An 18,990-nucleotide genomic window follows, 5' to 3' on the forward strand; every position below is an offset into this window, starting at 1 on the left:
CTTATTTCACATTCTGTGCTAGTGCGTATTTTTTGCGAGCGTTGTATGCCCAGAGTCCTACTCCGATGAATGCTTGGGTGAGGACGAGGAGAAAGATGATCCCGGCGATCGTCTTGCCGGTCAGTACCAGATACAGTCCCATTCCGGCACATACGAGTGCAAGTAAGGGGCCCGCCACCAAGCCCAGGAATGCTAACACCATCTGGCGTTGGGTGACCGGGGCGGTGTTTGTTGTTTTAGTCAAGGGTGCGCTCCCATCGTTCAAAGCGATACTGCACCGAGGATTTGGAAGTATGCCAGCCCTGAGACGGATCTTGTCCGGTCTGATTCCATGAGGCATCGAGTTGAGGGGCATACGTATCGCCGTCAACGTGGATATTGAATAGGCTGCGTTCTACAACGGTGGTTACCTCTAATGCCTGATCATATAGGCTGCCCCCACCAATGACCCAAATCATAGGACCGGTCTTAAGCTCACCGGCGAGTTCTAGCCCTTCCGCCAAGTCTGCTACTACGTGAACACCCTCGTGTTGCAGTTTTTCGTCGGAGGGTTCTTCGGCAAAAGTCTTCGAGACAACAATTGACGTTCGCCCCGGCAGTGGACGGAAGGAATCCGGAAATGACGACCAGGTTCGTCGTCCCATGACCAGCACTTCACCCATCGTGACCTCTTTGAAATGCTTGAGATCTTCGGGCACATGCCAGGGCATATCACCGTCGAGTCCGATGACGCCGTCTAAGCTTTGCGCCCAGACCATGCCGATGCGGGTGTCAGACGGCAACTGGAGCTGAGATAGTGGGGTGGTGTTGGTAGTCAATGACTTCGAAATCTTCCAATTCGTAGCTGAACAAATCTTTGGGTTTGCGGCGGAATCGTAGCTGCGGATACGGGTAGGGCTCGCGGTTGAGTTGTTCACGGACCTGATCGACATGGTTGGAATAGATATGAACATCACCACCGGTCCAAACAAATTCCCCAGGGTTATAACCGAGTTGGTGTGCCATCATCATGGTCAGCAGTGAGTATTCTGCGATATTGAACGGCACTCCAAGGAACATATCTGCCGAACGCTGGTAAAGCTGGCACGAGAGCTTGCCCGGGCCGTCTGCTTCAGGCTGGACATGGAACTGGAACATCGCGTGGCACGCGGGCAGTGCCATTTCGTCGATCTGACCGGGGTTCCAGGCCGAGACGATGTGACGACGCGATCCAGGGTTATGCGCGAGCGACTCCAGCACCTGACTGATCTGGTCGATAGATTCACCATTAGGAGCCGGCCAGGAACGCCACTGCACACCGTAGACGGGCCCTAGCTCGCCGTCTTCATCAGCCCATTCATTCCAGATCCGTACCCCACGTTCCTGGAGCCATTTGACGTTGGACTCGCCGTTGAGAAACCAGATCAGTTCTAACGCCGCAGATTTAAAATGCACGCGTTTGGTCGTGATCAGTGGGAAATACTCTGCCAGGTTGTAACGGATCTGACGTCCAAATACCGAATAGGTGCCGGTGCCGGTGCGGTCCGTGGTCAGGGTGCCATTTTCAAGCACATCGGCCAGTAGATCTTCATAGGGGGTTGCGATGGACTGAGCGGTCATATTCCTTTTCCGGGGGTTATCGTTTGGCAGCTGGATTCGTGACAAGGTGCAGATATTCGGGATACCGGCGCAAATAGTCCACAATATAAGAACACTGCGTTGTGAACTTTTGTTCCTGTTTTTCAAACTGATCTAATAACAAGGTTGTCAGAGCACGGGCGTAGCCTTGGCGGCCATATTCCTCCGCGACAATCGTGTGTTGCAGCACGTAGATTTCAGGATCTTCCTCGGCCATGCGGTAACCGATAAAACCGATAAACGTTGTGTCGCCCGTATAGGGGCTTTCATGGTGCAGTTCGAATCGGTCTTTGGCAGGAGCATGTACTAAGCGCAGGTTCTGATGAACGATTTTTTCTGGCTGCGTGCCCGGCGAAGTAGTCATAGCCACAGCCTACCAAGCCCCTCCTCGTTGCTCCTATGCTTCTTCCACAAGATCGGTATCGCTGAGGGATAGGTGCTTATTTCACGAGCGGATCATAGCGTTCGACCGAAACGATCTGACCTGAACGATGTGTTGCTCGATGGACCACCAGAACGGAGCCGGGAGCGAGTTTGAATTGTTTCTTCTTGGTCACCGACTTGGGGCTGATGAGGGCTTTGTCTTCGCGGATCCACGCCTTGAGCTCTTTGAGGATCTGCTTCACGACCGAGGGTTGAGAGCACACCATGATGGGGTCAAGACGTTTGAATTCTTGACGAAGGCGCCGTGCCAAGGAGGTGTTGTGCTCCTCGGGGGTTTTATTGAGCCATTTCTTGGTCCGGACCGCTCCGCCGTGTTTCTTCACATATGGCGCGATGGTCTCCAGAGAGCGCGTATATCTTGAGGTGACGATACGTGTGGGTTTCCATGCGCGCAGCAAGCGAGCGACTGCTTTGGCTTGCTGATACCCAGAATCGGCCAGTGGCCGATCGATTTCATCTCGGGTCCAGGATTCAGCCGGGGTAGCTTTGGCTTGTCGCACCACAACGAATGGCACCGTTGCCAAATGGTGCGCATCGAATGCGGCCTCCAACACGTCGAGAGGTTTTTGATCCAGCTCTTTGGACAGCAATCGACGCGCGGTCTCCACATTCACCCAGCGAACGTCGTCGATTTCTTTGTTATCGGGACGCGCCTTCTGATCAACGACGCGTGCGGCCCAGTACCAGACTTCTTTTCGGTTGTTGCCCTGCGGAGTCTTGTACCTGATGATTCCCAAGGGAATGCCCAGGGGTAAATCTAGGCCGACCTCTTCTTTGGTTTCTCGCCAGGCGGTCTCTGGAAGAGTCTCATTGACATCCAGGCGACCTTTGGGCCAGGACCAATCGTCAAATGCTGGGCGGTGGATGAGTAAGACTTGAAGTCTGCCAGATTTAGTGCGCCATGGGATAGTGCCGGCAGCTAGGATCTTGGCGTTCACGCCTTGTTCAGCTGTGATGACGGTAGCACGTGTAGAGGTGAGCTTCCCGAGGCGTTTTGCAGCGCGCATGAAGTGTGAGCCTAGCTGCGTGAAGAGAACATGACATCGGTGTTTTCCACGCCGAAGCCTAACGACGTGTAGAGGTTCACCGCTGGGCGATTTTCATCATCAACATACAATACGATCTTCTCTAATCCCGAACTCGCTAAGTGGTTCATGCCATGCAGCGTCAGAGCTTTCCCCAAACCGGTGCCCTGAGTTTCAGGATGCACCCCGACTACATACACTTCACCGGCAGCCGAGCCCACCGGGGTTTTCGTCCAGTGGAACCCGACCGGAATACCCTGAGCATCTTCGGCAATGAAAAAGCCCTGCGGATCAAACCAGGTTTCAGTTTTGCGCGCTTCCAGATCAGCCTGGGTGAGTTGCCCTTGTTCGGGGTGGTCGGCAAAGGCGGTTGCATTGAGCTGCAGCCAGGCAGCGTCATCCTCGCCGGGCACAAATGTCCGAATGGAATAACCCTGCGGAATGATCGCGTCCCCGAAAGACTCGCGATCGATCTCTAATGCCATCCGGTACAAAACGCGCACCGGCTCTAGGCCAGCCTTCGTTGCCAGTAGGCGTGCTGCGGGGTGGTCTCCATGGCTCCACGCCGTCACTGTTTGCTGCTCGGCGGCATGCTGGGCAAGTATTTCCTTGATCGCCTTGACTAATTGGTGGCCTAAACCGTTGCCACGATCTTCAGGAGCAACCAGCAACTCCACTACAACAGGGTGGTCGGGGTGCTCAGGAATGACGATGGCTGCAGCCCCCGTGAATTTCGGTTCTCCGGTGGAGACCAACCAGGCTCGTCCGGCACGCAGCTCGACCCAGGTTTGGTCGCCAAAAGGTTCATTATGGTCTGCGGCGACCCCGAGATCAGCAAGTTTGCGAAGTTGAGAAAGGTGATTCGACGTTTCTGCAGGAGCATGCACGCGCAATTGAGTCATGCCACCACAATAACGGGTACCGCGAATTTTCGGGCGCGGTTGTCTTGAGTCCCAGCTCAAAGCTGGTGCCATGACATGATAGAGGAGTGCGAAGGACTATTTCAGCTTTAACCACAGTCGCCGCTGCTGCGGTGTTGGCCGTGGTGACGGTATTTGTGCCCAATCTGCCGCAATGGGTCAGCCCCGTGGCCTTATCTGTGCTGGTCATCGGCTTTGCTGTGGCTTGGCCGGTCATGGTTCGACCCACACCGCGATGGGGAATCAGTGCCGTCTTAGCCTTCACCGGTTTGTCCTCGGTCTGGACGGTCACTTTGCTCCCAGCACACGTGGAGTTTTCGCCAATGGCCACAGAATTGTGGTTGGCACCTGTTGGGGGAGCGGCCGCGCTGGGCGTGCTGTTGATTTTTGGTGTGCAAACCTTTTCGTTGCCCGGTGGGCCCCAACGGTTTTTGTCCACCGCGATGTTTTCGTTGGGAGCCGTGATTGCAGCCACCGCGGCTGGCTGGGCCATGTTGCTGCGGCAGAAATATGAAGTCGCCCAGGGTGCGATCATGATTGAGCGCTTCACGGGATTGACCTGGCTGATGCTCACCATCCTGGTCTCGCTAGCGGTGGCCGCACTGGCCACCTTGTTGCCGACCCGGCGGCGTAACCGCATGATCGCCGTCATCGTTGGTGCCACAGTGGTGGCTGTTATTATGCAGATCATTCGAGCCGGTGTCTTATCTGTGCCGGCGGTCATTGGCGGGGCCCTCGGTGCGCTGATCATCGCATTAGCCGACAGTTTTTCGGAAACGAAAGAAGCCCCAGCAGCATCTCTGAAGCACCCCTTGACAGCGATTGGCCTTGGCACCGGGGTAACGATTGTCGCTGGGATGGTTGGCTACTTCGTCCTCCACGTTTTACCTTGGTAATAATTGACGACACCAAGTCGTATCGAATTCAGAATGTGAGTAAACTAAGGGCCATGTCTGTTGTAGCTTTAGAAATCTTCTTTACCGTCCTCGTGGGCCTGGCCGGCGTGGGTATGGCACTGTTCGCATTGCTGGTTATCCGCGGCCTCTACCGGGGTCAGCGCTAAACTCTCACGTGGCTATCGAACTACCCTACGATCTGCTCCCAGAGCTAGCCCCGCTAGCGTGGCTGATTGGCTCCTGGGAAGGACAAGGACGCCTTGGTGCCGGCGAAGAAGATTCCGAGATCTTTTACCAGCGCATCGATTTCGCCGAAACTGGGTTGCCGTTTTTGCAGTATCGCGCCGAAACCTGGTTGTCGGAAGAAGATGGCACGCTGATTCGACCGCTGACTTTTGAGTCCGGGTACTGGTCGATCGACCGGCAACGTCACGCCGCCGACGTCGGACCCGGCATGAAACCTGCCGATCCGGTGCCCGCCTACCGTTCTGCCGAAGACGTTGAACGGTTGCGCAAAAATGAAACCGATTTTCCGATCACCGCAACGCTCACGCATCCCGGTTCGATGGCTGAGTTGTATTACGGGATCGTTCGCGGCCCCCAAATCCAGCTCCAGGCCGATGCCGTGCTCCACGGCACGCTCAGCGGCAACTATCATTCCGCCAGCCGGATCTACGGGCTGGTCAATGGCCAAATGTTCTGGCGTTGGGATGTCGTCGAAGCCGAGGGTGAAGAGCCGAAACCGCACGCCTCTGGCATCCTCGATAAAATGCCCTCCGAGAACGATGGTCGTCTGCCGCCCGGGAAACCACACCTGCCCGGCAAACACGACGCGTAGAGTGATCACATGCTTGACGTAACTCATATCGAATACACTCCCGCAACTTCACCCTTACTGACCGGTGAACATGCTATTCACGGTGCGGTCGCAGCGGATTCGATCGACCACTACGTTGCCGGACACTATGGCCAACCCCACCAGGAACAGCGTGCGCTGGCTAACGGTCAAGCCGTCGTTGATCTTTCCCACTATGGCGTTGTGACCGTGACCGGGGCCGATCGCCTGAATCTCTTACATACCCTGACCACCCAGAATTTCCAAGGAATGGTCAGCCCGATCAATGCCGAAGCACTATTTTTGGATCTGCGCGGTCGTGTTGAGATCGCAGCGAAAGTCCACGACGACGGCGAAACCGCGTACTTACTCACCGAGCCCACGATGAACGCCACCCTGGCGGACTGGTTGACGCGCATGCAATTCGCATCGCGTGTTGAAGTCACCGATCGCACCGGCGAGCTTGCACTGTTGGGCACCACCGACGAGATTCCAGGCTTCGAGGGTCCCGTATGGATTGATCCGTGGCCGGGTATCGCTCCGGGTGGTTATGCCTATACCCAGGACCCGGCAGACCATCCTGCTGTACACGAAAACTACGCCTGGCGGCTCTACATCATCCCGACCGAGGAACTCGTAGAAACGGTCACCAACCTGCCCGAGGGGTTCCGCCTCGCCGGCACCATGGCCTCTGAAGCCCTGCGCATTGCTGCAGGTCGCCCTCGCCAATTACTCGACACTGATGACCGGTCCATTCCGCACGAACTCGATTGGCTGCGCACCGCAGTCCACATCGATAAAGGCTGCTATAAGGGCCAAGAAACCGTGGCACGCGTGCATAACCTCGGGCACCCACCCCGTCGTCTCGTGGGTCTACTGATCGACGGATCGGTGCATGGGCTGCCCGAAGCCGGTGCGGATATTATTCTGCGCCCCGAAACCGAAGACACCGAAGCCATGTCTTCTGCACGAGCAATCGGCACACTGAGGTCCGTGGCCATGCACCATGAGATGGGCGCTATCGGAACGGCGATGATCCGGCGCAACACGGACCCGGAAGCACAATTGATCATCCGCGAAAATCCTCCAGAGGATGCCGATGACACCGCACCAAACTTCACCGCCGCTTCACAGGTCACCTTGACTTCACCGTCAGCAGGAAAAGTTGTGGGCAGAGTGCAGGGGCTCAAAGACCTGCGGCGTCGCTAGTCGAAGGTCACACTCGTACGGTATCCAGACAGGATAAAGCCGACGTCGTTGGCCATTCGTTCTCCAATATCGTCGCCCACCGACGTCACCCACTGGGGAATAAGTCCATCAAACATGCATTCCTCGGCAGCTCTGGCCAACATAAACGTTCCATAGCCTTTGGCACGCTGAACCAACGCTACGAGCACCGACAATTGGCCGACCGTGTCAGAAAAAACATCGTAGCCGGCGCCGGCGATCGGTTCGGGATGCTCACCAAATGCTGAGATCGTAAAATAATGATCGAGTGCGTCCAGCGGCATCGCCGTAATATCATCGGGCGGACATGCGGCCTCCAGCCGACGAACATCCCGACTCTGTGAAGTCACGTTTAATTGAGCATCCTCATAGTACGGGATGTCTTCGGCATAGTAGAGCACCTCTTCGCCCAAGGAGCGCGCGCCCGCATCGTAGCCCAACTGCAGCATTGTGGATTCCAACGCGAGGATGTCATCATCGATATTACGGGCAGCATCAAGAAACCATGCTGGCGCATAGAGTAGCGAGATATTAAAGAGCTGAATAAACGTGGCCGTATTCGGATCCCAGTCGGTTAACTCATGCTCCGCTGCTATCTCAAACCGCTGGATCCCGGCGTCATCGTTCGCGTCGTGCAGGGCGCTTGCTTCAATATCTAAAGAACGCGCCCACGCCGATAACACCAGCTTTTGATTAGCATTTGATAACCCCGGCGAATGGAGATAATGATTCGACAAGGGTGCCTCCAGTACACATGGCAACGTAGCTCTCTCACCGTCTAGGCGAGCATCATCACCTCAGCATAACCGGATATTAGCGTGCGTCACAGCGTTGCCAGTCGCCTCGACATTCCACCCAGCGCGTACGACTGAGGACCAAAAATCGTTGTAACGTCACTGCACAGTGTTGATCATCACATCCAACATGCTTTAGTGTACTTGCGAGTGATATATCTCATAAAGCGTCTGAGGTATATCAGATAACCACGATAGGGAGCACACCTTCTGATGAACACCACGACCCGACGAAAGAAAACACATCTGTTTTCTACAGAACGATCCAGCACAATGCGCGTGCTGACTTATGCCGGTGCCATTATGGCATTTTTGATTGGTTCAGGATTTGCAACCGGTCAAGAAATTATGCAGTACTTTGCCTCGTATGGCTTTTGGGGTGTTTTTGGCACTGGAGTACTGGTGCTGGCACTGATCAGCTTTGTTTCAATCCAGTTCCTCACGGTCGGGCAACGGGAGCAATTTGAAAAGCCCTCACAAATCTTTGAGTACTACGCCGGCAAGTATGTCGGAAAGTTCTTCGACTATTTCTCGATCCTGTTCGTTTTCCTATCCTTTACCGTCATGGTCGCCGGTGCTGGCGCCGTCTTCGATGAGCACTACAACATACCGGCTTGGGTTGGGGGAATTGGCCTGACCGTTCTCGTGGCGCTGACCGTATGGTTCGGTCTAAATTCTCTGGTCGATGTCATCGGTAAAATCGGTCCGCTGATCGTTGTCATCGCTGTCGGCCTTGGCATTGTAGGCATCATGAACGCTGACACCGGGATCTTGGCCGGCCATGACATGGTGGCAGATCTTGAAATTCAACAGGCTTCGAACCACTGGATTACCGCAGCCCTGAGCTACGTAGGGTTCTGTATGCTGTGGCTGGCTGCATTCCTGACGGCACTGGGAAAAACTGTTCCGACTCAACGCGAAGCTCGTGCTGGTGGACTCACCGGCGGTGTCGTCTTTTCCCTGGCATGCATGATCGTTGGACTGGGTTTGCTTGCGAATATTGAACACGTTGCAGGCATGCAAATTCCGATGCTGGTACTCGCCAACGACATCGCACCCTTTGTCGCATCCCTGATCTCCCTGATGATTCTCGCGGGAATTTATACCACTGCGATTCCACTTCTGTGGACCGTTTCATCACGTTTCTTCCCAGACGGCACCAAGAAATATAAATACCTCACGATCGGTCTTGCAGTTCTGGGAACCGTCATTGGTCTCTGGTTACCTTTTGACCAGATGGTCAACATTGTGTACGTGCTCAACGGCTATGTCGGTGCGATCCTGCTGGCGATCATGGTGATCGTGACGATCTGGAAGTTGCTCAATCGTCGCCGCGCTACGAGCACAGAGCAGAGTCCAGCGGAACAGGACGCGCTGCGACGCTAGGTCATAGCATGTTGCGGGACGCAGATCTTAGGCGTCCCGCAGCACCGCTGCGAGAAATTTTTTGGTCCGTTCCTTAGCAGGATTCGTAAAGATTGTTTCTGGATCTGCGCTTTCAATGATCTTGCCTCCATCGAGCATCATGACCCGGTGCGAGACATCCCTGGCAAAACTCATTTCGTGGGTGACTATCAGCATCGTGACATCGGTGGTGGCAGCCACGTCCCGCAGAACCTGGAGCACATCCACTACGACCTCGGGGTCAAGAGCAGAGGTCACCTCATCGAGTAAGAGAATCTCTGGGTCCATGGCGAGCGCCCTGGCAATAGCCACTCTCTGCTGTTGACCACCAGAAAGCGCCGTGGGGTGTGCGTCTGTTTTATCTGGCAGGCCCACCTTTTCAAGGAGTTGGTGGGCTCGGTCGATAGCATCGCGTTTATTGATTCCCAGCACGTGAATCGGCGCTTCGATGATGTTCTCAAGAACAGTCATATTGGGAAACAGATTGAACTGCTGAAACACCATACCGATGCGAGTGGTGAGCAGCTTTTGCTGGCGCTTGGAGACGGGGACACGTTTGCCATCGCGCTGTTCATACACGAGTGGTGCACCGTCAATGTAGATATATCCGTCGGTGAGTCCCTCAAGCGTCATGACTAAGCGCAGGATGGTGGTCTTGCCGGATCCTGATGGTCCAATGAGCGTGACGCGTTCGCCGCGCTCGATCGTGAAATTTAGCTCCTTCAACACGGTCTTGGTATCGAATTGTTTCTCCACGTCCCGAAACTCAATAACAGGCATGGCGGGTTTGGCATCAGTAGGCGTAGGCAAGACGTCTCTCCAATCGGTTGACAAGGACTGCAGTGCCGTAGCTAGCGACCAAGAAGATGACCCCGGCAATGGTAATAGTCTCGATATATCGGTAGGTGAACCCGCCAATCTCTAACGCGGTGGTGACCATTTCCATTACTGAAATCGCAATCAAAAATGGGGTGTCTTTGAACATCGAGATTGCATAGTTCCCCAGTGAGGGCACGGTAGATCGCAAAGCCTGAGGGATGATCACTCGTTGCCAGGTGCGTACGGCCGAGAGGGAGAGTGCGGTGGTAGCTTCCCACTGGCCGGTGGGAACAGCATCAATGCCAGCACGGTATACCTCCGACATGTAGGTGGAGTAATGCACCCCATAGACCAATAACGCGATGGCCATGGGCTCCATCCAGACAAATCCATAGAAGACCACGAGCAGTTGGACGACAATAGGGGTCATGCGGATGAAATTTGCGCTCCACGTGACAAGCCAGGCTAACGGCTTGGGAAGTACGCGGATGAGAATCGCAATGATCAGTCCCAAAACAGCCGCGATGAGCGTGCCCACGACCGTCACTACTAGGGTGACTTGAAAGAAGGAACGCAACATTTCTGGTAGGACTTCCCAGGCAAAGTCCCACCGCCAGAAACTCGTGGTGTCATCGATATCGGGGGCGTCTACGGTGCCACTAAGGACACCCATGAGTCCAGGCAGCCGGATCATCGGGCACCGCCGGGGGCGACCGCTGCGGGTTCGTCAGCGGGTGAGATTTTATTTGTGAGGACCGGTGAGAGGATCTCTTTGAGGCTTGGTCCTCGACCCAACTTATATTTGGAGCGTGCTTCGAACAAACGCATGAGTTGGGTCAACACCAGCGCGATGATGAAGTACACCACCAACCCGACAATTGCTAGCGCGAACAACCAGTCAGTAGTGCGCCGGAGCTGCAGTAACTCAAAGGTAAACTCACTCATACCGATGATGTAGACAATAGAGCTGCCCTTGAGTAGATGCACCCACAGGTTCGTCAGTGATGGTAGCATCAAGGCCCATGCTTGCGGAAAAATGATCCGTCGCATTTTGTGCGGCCACGACATCGACAAAGCTGCGGTGGCTTCCCATTGCCCCTGAGGCACCGATGTCAAGGAAGCCCGGACCGCCTCGGCTCCATAGGCGCCATAGTTCAACGTGAGTGCGAATATAGCCACTAACATTGCCCCGAGACTGGGACCGAAGAGCGGCAGCACGTAGAACAGCCACATCAGCTGTACCAGCAGCGATGTTCCACGGAAGAACTCGATGATAATACGCGCAGGCAGACGAACCAGGAGCTTCGTGCTACCGGCCATGAGTCCTAGAACGACCGCTACGACGAACGCTAAAAGTCCGCTGACAACGGTGAGCTGGAGTGTGAGTAGCAGACCATCCCATAATCGAGGGCCATGCATGACAAGGGCATCTAAGTAATTCATGCGAACTCTTCAGTCCCTTCGGGGATCCTCAAGGTGTAGGGACGGAAGTTATTCCTCGATATCTTGCAAAGCTTCCAGGTCACCTGCGCACAATGCTTCTGCTGTCATGTCTTCGGGTGGCACCTCTGCATCAGTGAAGCCGTGCTCAGCGAGGATCTCACCTAATTCACCGTTAGATTTCAGTTCGGCCAGGTGCTCGTTATACTCATTCAGGGTTTCAGTATCGTCCTTGCGGAATACTGTAGATCCGGCGCCATATTGCAAAACACCATCAATTTCTTGGACGAAGGGGTCCGTGACCTCCACGCCGTCTGCGTTCTCTGTCATTTGGTTGAGAGAAATGGCAGTCATAGCGAAGACATCCGCGCGTCCACCTTGGACCATTTCTAAGCCCTCATCGGCGCTGCCTACACCCTCGTAATCTAGACCCAAGTCAGTGGCGTACCCGGCTTCAATGCCGGCAGTCAACGTCGCTAGGGTAATATCTTCGCCGCTTTCTTGGGCTTCTAAGACATCATCGAGATTTTCGACGCCGTGGGGATTGCCCTCTTCGACTACCAGGGCGGTGGTATACATGATTTCGGGCTCTGCAAAGGCTGCTTCTGCGCATCGTTCTGGAGTGATCGACATGCCTGCCGATATCGCATGGAATCGTTCAGCGTTGAGGCCGGGGATAAGGTTGTCCCAATCGACGAGCTCCGCTTCGACCTCGTAGCCCATATCACCGAAGATACGTTCGGCCAGCGCAACAGTGGCCCCAGCCGGTTCGCCATTGTCATCGAGATAAGAATAGGGAACTTCACCAGCAATGCCAACGGTGATGACCTCGCCAGAAGCCGTATCTTCTTCACCGCCACCGTTACATGCGGTCAGTGCCAGTAGTGCTGCGGCTGAAACAGCCGCGGTTTTCATCATTCGTGAGGTGCTGCGAACCATGAGAGGTACCATCCTTAGGTGCACCGTTTCCCGGGCCAGCCACGGAGACAGTAAGCGGCCGATCCCTGGTGCACGTTGCTCGTTTTGTGATGAGTATCACTGGAGATCCAGGGTGTGGCCTACCTTACGGGCATGATTCGTAGGGCTCAACAGCTCAAGAGCCAAAATTCATAACATTTTGGAACTTTATGCACCAGACATGTGGCGGGTGTGACTTGGCATGAAGCGTTACCCAGGTTTCATGATGACGTATTGATGCCTCACAGCGCTGAGCAGCCGAGTTAGCCCCGCATGCTGACGCGGCAGATGAGTGGGGGGCCTAAAGAGCTGTTAGTTCATACGCGCAGCGTCGAAATCACGGGCATAGGGAGGTCGCTGCGTGCCTTCTTGTAACGCTTCGGCTGGATCTGCTCCGAGGCTGACGATGCGATTGTTCTCATCGACATGAACAACTTTTGGAATATAGGCGCGCGCTTCAGCGTCAGCCATTTGCGCGTAGGCGATCAGAATGACAAGATCGCCTGGGTTGATCAGATGTGCTGCTGCGCCATTAATGCCAATGACTCCGGAACCGCGTTCACCAGCGATGGTGTAGGTCTCTAGCCGGGCTCCGTTGGTGATATCCACGATCGACACCATTTCGCCGGGGAGAATATCCGCGGCGTCGAGCAGATCCTGATCCACGGTTACCGAGCCAACGTAGTGCAGGTTGGCTTCGGTTACAGTGGCACGGTGGATCTTGGCATGGAACATGGTACGCAACATAGGTTCTGCCTCTCAGCGTCATCGAAAATAGGTTGCTGGCGCGGTAGCCAAAGTATAAGTCTACCCGGTGAATATTAATGCCGAACAGGTCACTTTTATTCCCCAAAGGCACCTCACCTTAGGGGTTATCGCTGAGGGATGATGTGATACACCTCGTCGGCCAAGGCAACGATATCATCCTGGTGATGAGTCACTAAAATGACGGTGAGGTCCCGTAGCACTTCCGTTAAAAGGTTGCGGATGGCGGGTGCAGCTTTGACATCAAGAGCCGCCAACGGCTCATCGAGTAGGACGAGTCGCGGGCCAGAGGCCAGCACCCGGGCGATAGCTACGCGTTGAGCTTGACCGCCAGACAGCTGGTGTGGCTTGCGTTTCCCATAACCTGCAAGACCGATGCGATCCAGCCACTCTTCAGCCTTGGCTCGGCGGGCTCTACGTCCGGTAATGTCTGCCCGGTCCATGCCGTACATAATATTGTCGACGGCTGATAGATGAGGGAACAGATGATGGTCTTGCGAGAGGTATCCAATGCCGCGTTGATGGGCGGGAAGCCACTTGTGGGGTTTTCGGGTAGGGTCTGGGCAATCGAACAGTACGGTGCCGTCCAGTTTCGCTTTGCCGACATCGGGCATGAGCCACCCAGCGAGCGCCATAAGGGTCGTGGTCTTGCCAGAACCATTGGGCCCTACCAGTGCGAGTACCTCGCCGTGTGGCACGCTGAAGGCGACGTTAACCTTCCGTTGTGCCACAGTGATATCGACTGTGAGACCTGAATGCTGCATTGAAGTCATGAATATTTACGACCGCCTAACGATGAGGATGCTTCGGTCGGAAATACGCAACAGCGATGACCAGTACAGCGATGAGGATCAGGACCAGTGACAGTGCAACCGCTGCATCGGGATCTGCTTCGCGTGCCAAATAAATCTCCAATGGCATGGTGCGTGTGGTGCCCTGCAGAGAACCAGCAAACGTGATGGTGGCACCGAATTCGCCAAGTGCTCGCGCAAAAGTGAGTACGACGCCTGACACTAACCCTGGCCGGAGCAGCGGGAGGGTAACGGTCCAAAAAGTCCGCCACTTCGAAGAACCAAGAGACAGGGCCACACGTTCATAGTGCTCGCCAGACGATGCCAAATGCGACTCCAGAGTGGTCACCATAAAAGGCAGTGACACAAACGTCTGGGCCAACACCACCGCGGCGGTAGTGAAAGCAATGTCAATGCCCAGCGCGGACAGCTGCTCGCCAATGAGCCCGCGACGACCGAAAGCCTCCGTGAGCACAATACCGGCGACGACCGGTGGAATCACAAGTGGAACGAGTACAACCGAGCGCATCAACGTGCGACCGGGAAAGTTGGAGCGAGCCAAGACCAAGGCAAGCGGGACGCCGAAAACTATGCAAATAGCAGTAGCAGCGCTCGCGGTACGCAAAGATAACCACAATGCGTCCAGAGCGGATCTGCTCGTCAACAGCTCAGGCAGATCAGACCAAGTGATCCCTGCCAGCAGCGCAATAAAGGGGAGAACAAAAAATGCGCCAGCCAGAACCGCCACAACGATTGCTGAACTGGGTATGCCAGCTGACAGGGTAGGACGAGGTCGAACATTATTGACTGGCTTCGTGATAGTCATAGGGGTTATTACGCGGCCTTACGGGGTCGTGAAGCCATGCGCTTCAAGAATGGATCGACCGGTGTCCGATTTAACGAATTCGATGAACGTCTCGGCAACGTCAGGATGTTCAGAGTTCGCGGTACGAGCAATCGGGTAGTAGTTCAATTCCTCGTCGGCTCCTTCGATTTCGAAAGTGCTGACCTCATTGGGAGCCAGCCCAGCATCGGTCGCATACACCAGACCAGCGTCAGCCTGACCTGAGCGAACTTTGCCTAAAACATCTACGACCTGCTGTTCTTCAGAGGCGGGCTGCAAATTAACTCCGACAGCTTCGGCAAGTCTCTGCGATAGTGCGCCACACGGAACCTGTGGTGCACAGATGACAAGATTCACGCCGTTTGCAGTAGCCTCTTGTAGGTTCGAAACCTGTGCTGGGTTGTCAACGGGCACGATGCCCACCAACGTATTGGACGCGAATAATGTACGAGTGTCAGCGTCGATGAGGTGAGCTTGCTCAGCTTTGTCCATGTTGAGTTCATCGGCTGAAGCCAAAATATCAGCAGGGGAGCCGGAATCGAGGTTATGGACCAGCGTCGCAGAGCCTGCGAAGTTGAAATCGATGGTGACATCTGGATGTTGTGCTGTGAACTCTTCGGAGATTTCCTCAAGTGATTTCTGTAGTGAGGCTGCGGCGAGGACGTTCAGGGTGGCTTCTTCTCCTGTAGCCGTGGCGTCCGATTCCGAAACTTCTGGGGTGGAGGAATTGGCACTACAACCGGTCAACATCAGTATGATGACTGATGCCATTGTGGTGAGTGTGGTGAGAGCTCGTTTCATGGAGCCAGCCCGGTGGTTTCGACGACCACATTGGTTGCTTTGACGGTTGCGATCGCAGGGGAGCCAACTTGAAGGCCGAGTTCTTGGACTGCTTCGGTTGATATGAGCGAGACGACCCGAAATGGCCCACACTGCAATTCAACTTGTGACATGATTTTGTCGGATTGGATCTTTGTCACCAAGCCGTTGAGTTTATTGCGAGCAGAAGAGGCAAGTTCGCCTGGCACATGCGATCGGCCCTCCGCTGCTGCTTGTGCCAAGGTTGCGACCTCAGCACCGGTGACTACTTGACGGCCAGTCTCATCGGTGGTGGCAGAGAGCTTTCCTTGCGTAATCCAGCGACGGACAGAGTCGTCCGATACGCCCAGATAGCCGGCAGCCTCTGAAATACGCAAATACGTCATAGAACTGGAGTCTATGACGTATTTGCGTAAGAAGAAAGGGCGCTAACCCGTAGGTGCGGATTGTAAGTTAGCCGTTGATGAGCTTTTGGATCCGAGCTACACCCTCGGTGAGGTCGTCTAGGCCCAGCGCATATGACAAACGGATGTAGCCGGTTTTGCCGAAGGCTTCACCCGGAACGACAGCGACCTGGGCTTTTTCCAAAATGACTTCTGCAAGTTCTGCAGAGGTCTCGACGTGCTGCCCGGCGATATCTTTCCCCAGTGCTTTTGTGACGTCCACATACGCATAGAAAGCGCCCTTCGGCGTTGGACAATGGAAGCCCTGGATCTCATTGAGCATTTTGACCATGGTCTTGCGTCGTTCGTCGAAGGCTTTGAGCATTTCTTTGACGGCATCCAATGGTCCGGAAACGGCAGCGAGTGCAGCTTTCTGGGCGATGTTGTTGACGTTTGAGGTTGCGTGCGATTGCAGGGTCGAGGCTGCCTTGACGACGTCTGCTGGAGCGATCATCCAGCCCACACGCCACCCGGTCATGGCGTAGGTTTTTGCCACGCCGTTGACGATGATCGTCTGGTTGGCAAGGTCGGGGACGGCTTTCAAAATTGGTGTGAAGATCGCTTCGTCGTAAACCAGGTGTTCGTAGATCTCATCGGTGATGACCCAGATGCCGTTGTCCAACGCCCACTGGCCGATGGCCTGTGTTTCTTCTGGCGTGTACACGGAACCTGTTGGGTTCGACGGCGATACGAACACCAGGGCTTTCGTCTTCTCGGTTCGAGCCGCTTCAAGCTGCTCAACTGTGACCTTGTACTCTGCTTCGGCGCCGGCAAAAACATCAACAGGAGTGCCCCCGGCTAACTTGATCGCTTCGGGGTATGTCGTCCAGTATGGCGCTGGCAACAGAATCTCATCGTCCGGATCGACAATCGCAGCAAAAGCGTTGTAGACAGCTTGTTTGCCACCGTTGGTGACGATCACCTGAGAAGCGTCAATTTTGATGCCCGAGTCGCGCAGTGTCTTGTCGGCGATTGCCTGGCGCAATTCGGGAAGGCCTGCCGCCGGGGTGTAGCGGTGGTTGGCAGGATCCACGACGGCTTCTTTGGCGGCTTCGACAATGTAATCCGGAGTTGGGAAATCCGGCTCTCCGGCGCCGAAACCGATGACTGGTTCACCAGCTGCTTTGAGCTGTTTTGCTTTGGCAGTGATTGCCAACGTGGCAGATTCAGGAATCGCTTGCAGTCGGACAGAAACACGGCGTGCTGGTTCAACCATAGGTGGTCTAGGCCTTTCGACGAATTGCTCGCGATACGTGCGAGTCATGAAGTAATCGATGGGGCAATCGTACTGCACTACCGGTGTTGGCATGCGATTTGTTGACGCTCTCGTGGTCGGCGGCAAGCCCAAGGATGCACCTGGATTTGTCGTCTCGGTTCGCATTAGCTATGATTGGACTCTGGTGTAGGTCGCACACCAGCTTTTGTGTGCGGTCAACCCTAGGGCAGTGGCGCAATTGGTAGCGCAACGGTCTCCAAAACCGTAGGTTGCAGGTTCGAGTCCTGTCTGCCCTGCGCATGAGGTTCGAAGGAATCGAAGAACCTATCAGCACAATCAGTATGAGCGAGGATCAGTGAGCAAGACTTCATCATCCCCAACCGCTGAAAAGCGGGGGTTCTTTGCTCGGATCATGATGTTCCTGCGCCAAGTCATTGATGAGATGCGCAAGGTGGTCACCCCGACCCGCCAAGAACTCATCAAGATGACCGGCGTCGTTTTGGTCTTCGTCATTATTGTGATTGGACTGGTGAGCCTGCTCGACTGGCTGTTCGGTATGGGTGCATCCTGGGTATTCGGTAGTTCTGACGGCCTCTAAAAAACTTCACATATATCGCGGGGCGCTTCCCGTTGTGAAAATGTCAGTAAACACCCGTGATTGACCGTTGAGAAAGCAGGATACCTAGTGTCGGAGAACGAACTCGATCCAAACATCGACACCAGTGACGTTGAGGAGACCAACGAGCTGGTCGAAGATGTCAACGACGACGTCGCAGACGAGCTACAAGAACCAGCTGAAGCAGCGGCCGACGTAGAAAATACTCTCGAAGAGTCAGCTTTTGATGCAAGCGGCGAACCCGACGAAGTGGCAGTCCGTGAGCCAGCTGAGGTAGCCCAAGACATTGTCGAAGAGGAAGCCCTCGAAGAAACAGCAGCAGCCCTTGAGGAAGCAGACGAAGCTCTCGAAGAAGCTGAAGAAGATCCTGCAGAAGTCGAAGAAGCCCTGGAAGCAGCGGCTGAGGACCTTGCAGCAGAAGCTCAAGAGACAGATGCGCCGGAAGCCCCGGTTGCAAAAGATCCCGAACAAGTCGCCGAAGAGCTGCGTTCCCGTCTGCGCCGCGCGCCGGGTGAGTGGTACGTCGTTCACACCTATTCCGGTTACGAACGCCGTGTGAAAGCCAACCTGGAAACTCGAATCCAGACTCTGGAAGTCGAAGACGACATTTACGAAATCGAAGTCCCGATGGAAGAAGTCGTCGAAATTAAAAACACGGTACGCAAGGTTATCAACCGCGTACGCGTGCCAGGCTATGTGCTGGTTCGCATGGAAATGACCGAAGATGCTTGGGCCGCCGTGCGCCACACCCCGGGAGTTACCGGATTCGTTGGCAACGCGTATGACCCGATCCCGCTTTCCCAGCAGGAAGTTTATGACATGCTGGCGCCATCGCTGATGCAACAAGCTGCGAAAGAAGCTGAAAAAGCTGGTGCACCAATGACTGGTCAAGCAGCTGAAGAAGTGGCCCCACAGGTTTCTGTGGACTTCGAGGTTGGCGACTCGGTCACCGTCAAGGAAGGCCCATTCGAATCTCTGCCAGCGACCATCTCTGAGGTCAAAGTTGAATCTCGTCAACTGGTTGTCCTCGTGACAATTTTCGAACGCGAAACACCTGTAACCCTCGGTTTCCACGAAGTTGCGAAGGCCGAATAACTAGATATCCAGACTTCACTTCA

At 54.9% G+C, this 18,990-nt stretch carries 23 protein-coding genes and 1 tRNA gene; 7 read left to right on the forward strand and 17 right to left on the reverse strand.

The genetic code is table 11. The annotated features are described in order from the left end of the window. Position 1 precedes the first annotated feature (1 nt). The 6 genes from FB556_RS12975 to mshD all read right to left on the reverse strand — a co-directional run bounded on the left by FB556_RS12975 (position 2) and on the right by mshD (position 3,988). On the reverse strand, positions 2-244 hold the full coding sequence (locus tag FB556_RS12975) for an NF038396 family protein (RefSeq protein WP_246057511.1): 243 nt from the start codon (positions 242-244) through the stop codon (positions 2-4). After that, a complete protein-coding gene (locus FB556_RS12980) occupies positions 237-818 on the reverse strand; it encodes a dihydrofolate reductase (protein WP_246057513.1) in 582 nt (193 codons plus the stop codon). Before FB556_RS12980 ends, FB556_RS12975 begins: the two co-directional genes overlap by 8 nt. Then, positions 772-1,599, reverse strand: coding sequence for a thymidylate synthase (locus FB556_RS12985; RefSeq protein WP_141868434.1), 828 nt, complete (start codon positions 1,597-1,599; stop codon positions 772-774). The genes FB556_RS12980 and FB556_RS12985 overlap by 47 nt, the downstream gene beginning before the upstream one ends. 16 nt (positions 1,600-1,615) lie before the next feature. Beyond that, positions 1,616-1,981 carry a GNAT family N-acetyltransferase gene (locus tag FB556_RS12990; RefSeq protein ID WP_141868436.1) on the reverse strand — a complete coding sequence of 122 codons (366 nt, stop codon included), beginning with the start codon at positions 1,979-1,981 and terminating at the stop codon, positions 1,616-1,618. A gap of 76 nt (positions 1,982-2,057) precedes the next feature. Continuing rightward, positions 2,058-3,068: an NUDIX hydrolase gene (locus FB556_RS12995; protein WP_141868438.1), complete on the reverse strand. Its 1,011-nt coding sequence runs from the start codon at positions 3,066-3,068 to the stop codon at positions 2,058-2,060. A gap of 11 nt (positions 3,069-3,079) precedes the next feature. Then, entirely contained in the window at positions 3,080-3,988 is a 909-nt protein-coding gene (mshD, locus tag FB556_RS13000; RefSeq protein WP_170200479.1) for a mycothiol synthase, read from the reverse strand. A gap of 86 nt (positions 3,989-4,074) precedes the next feature. Here mshD and FB556_RS13005 point away from each other — a divergent pair, with 86 nt between their 5' ends. From FB556_RS13005 to ygfZ, 3 genes are all read left to right on the forward strand, one after another. Continuing rightward, the gene (locus FB556_RS13005) at positions 4,075-4,902 is read left to right on the forward strand and encodes a hypothetical protein (RefSeq protein ID WP_141868442.1); all 828 of its coding nucleotides are present in this window, start codon (positions 4,075-4,077) and stop codon (positions 4,900-4,902) included. 175 nt (positions 4,903-5,077) lie between these two features. After that, entirely contained in the window at positions 5,078-5,740 is a 663-nt protein-coding gene (locus FB556_RS13010; RefSeq protein WP_141868444.1) for a nitrobindin family protein, read from the forward strand. Positions 5,741-5,749: 9 nt separating this feature from the next. Next, positions 5,750-6,946 (forward strand): CAF17-like 4Fe-4S cluster assembly/insertion protein YgfZ, encoded by a 1,197-nt coding sequence (gene ygfZ / locus FB556_RS13015; RefSeq protein WP_141868446.1) that lies wholly within the window; start codon positions 5,750-5,752, stop codon positions 6,944-6,946. Here ygfZ and FB556_RS13020 read toward each other — a convergent pair. Continuing rightward, positions 6,943-7,701: a hypothetical protein gene (locus tag FB556_RS13020; RefSeq protein ID WP_141868448.1), complete on the reverse strand. Its 759-nt coding sequence runs from the start codon at positions 7,699-7,701 to the stop codon at positions 6,943-6,945. The genes ygfZ and FB556_RS13020 overlap by 4 nt on opposite strands. Positions 7,702-7,971: 270 nt before the next feature. Here FB556_RS13020 and FB556_RS13025 point away from each other — a divergent pair, with 270 nt between their 5' ends. Then, positions 7,972-9,144, forward strand: coding sequence for a YkvI family membrane protein (locus FB556_RS13025; protein WP_141868450.1), 1,173 nt, complete (start codon positions 7,972-7,974; stop codon positions 9,142-9,144). Between the two features lie 27 nt (positions 9,145-9,171). Here the strand turns inward: FB556_RS13025 and FB556_RS13030 are convergent, their stop codons facing one another. The 10 genes from FB556_RS13030 to FB556_RS13075 all read right to left on the reverse strand — a co-directional run bounded on the left by FB556_RS13030 (position 9,172) and on the right by FB556_RS13075 (position 17,256). Further along, positions 9,172-9,972 (reverse strand): amino acid ABC transporter ATP-binding protein, encoded by an 801-nt coding sequence (locus FB556_RS13030; protein WP_379984511.1) that lies wholly within the window; start codon positions 9,970-9,972, stop codon positions 9,172-9,174. Next, positions 9,956-10,675 carry an ectoine/hydroxyectoine ABC transporter permease subunit EhuD gene (gene ehuD / locus FB556_RS13035; RefSeq protein WP_379984509.1) on the reverse strand — a complete coding sequence of 240 codons (720 nt, stop codon included), beginning with the start codon at positions 10,673-10,675 and terminating at the stop codon, positions 9,956-9,958. The genes FB556_RS13030 and ehuD overlap by 17 nt, the downstream gene beginning before the upstream one ends. Beyond that, entirely contained in the window at positions 10,672-11,424 is a 753-nt protein-coding gene (locus FB556_RS13040) for an amino acid ABC transporter permease (RefSeq protein ID WP_141868452.1), read from the reverse strand. Before FB556_RS13040 ends, ehuD begins: the two co-directional genes overlap by 4 nt. 48 nt (positions 11,425-11,472) lie before the next feature. Then, positions 11,473-12,360 carry a transporter substrate-binding domain-containing protein gene (locus FB556_RS13045; protein WP_141868454.1) on the reverse strand — a complete coding sequence of 296 codons (888 nt, stop codon included), beginning with the start codon at positions 12,358-12,360 and terminating at the stop codon, positions 11,473-11,475. 330 nt (positions 12,361-12,690) lie between these two features. Next, positions 12,691-13,125, reverse strand: coding sequence for an aspartate 1-decarboxylase (panD, locus tag FB556_RS13050; protein WP_141868456.1), 435 nt, complete (start codon positions 13,123-13,125; stop codon positions 12,691-12,693). Positions 13,126-13,250: 125 nt separating this feature from the next. Then, on the reverse strand, positions 13,251-13,907 hold the full coding sequence (locus FB556_RS13055; protein WP_246057515.1) for an ABC transporter ATP-binding protein: 657 nt from the start codon (positions 13,905-13,907) through the stop codon (positions 13,251-13,253). A 25-nt stretch (positions 13,908-13,932) separates the two neighbouring features. Further along, positions 13,933-14,760, reverse strand: coding sequence for an ABC transporter permease (locus tag FB556_RS13060; protein WP_141868460.1), 828 nt, complete (start codon positions 14,758-14,760; stop codon positions 13,933-13,935). Between the two features lie 18 nt (positions 14,761-14,778). After that, a complete protein-coding gene (gene modA / locus FB556_RS13065) occupies positions 14,779-15,549 on the reverse strand; it encodes a molybdate ABC transporter substrate-binding protein (protein WP_170200480.1) in 771 nt (256 codons plus the stop codon). 26 nt (positions 15,550-15,575) lie between these two features. Beyond that, the gene (locus tag FB556_RS13070; RefSeq protein WP_141868465.1) at positions 15,576-15,983 is read right to left on the reverse strand and encodes a TOBE domain-containing protein; all 408 of its coding nucleotides are present in this window, start codon (positions 15,981-15,983) and stop codon (positions 15,576-15,578) included. 67 nt (positions 15,984-16,050) lie between these two features. Then, positions 16,051-17,256, reverse strand: coding sequence for a pyridoxal phosphate-dependent aminotransferase (locus FB556_RS13075; protein WP_141868468.1), 1,206 nt, complete (start codon positions 17,254-17,256; stop codon positions 16,051-16,053). 223 nt (positions 17,257-17,479) lie between these two features. On the opposite strand from FB556_RS13075, the gene FB556_RS13080 reads away from it, so the two are divergent. The 3 genes from FB556_RS13080 (at position 17,480) to nusG (ending at position 18,967) form a co-directional block, all read left to right on the forward strand. Continuing rightward, a tRNA-Trp gene (locus tag FB556_RS13080) sits at positions 17,480-17,552 on the forward strand. A gap of 116 nt (positions 17,553-17,668) precedes the next feature. Then, on the forward strand, positions 17,669-17,854 hold the full coding sequence (gene secE, locus FB556_RS13085) for a preprotein translocase subunit SecE (protein WP_246057521.1): 186 nt from the start codon (positions 17,669-17,671) through the stop codon (positions 17,852-17,854). Between the two features lie 267 nt (positions 17,855-18,121). Beyond that, entirely contained in the window at positions 18,122-18,967 is an 846-nt protein-coding gene (gene nusG, locus FB556_RS13090; protein ID WP_379984673.1) for a transcription termination/antitermination protein NusG, read from the forward strand. Positions 18,968-18,990: the final 23 nt, after the last annotated feature.

The sequence above is a fragment of the Enteractinococcus coprophilus genome (assembly GCF_006716305.1).
GTDB classification, from domain to species: Bacteria; Actinomycetota; Actinomycetes; order Actinomycetales; family Micrococcaceae; genus Yaniella; species Yaniella coprophila.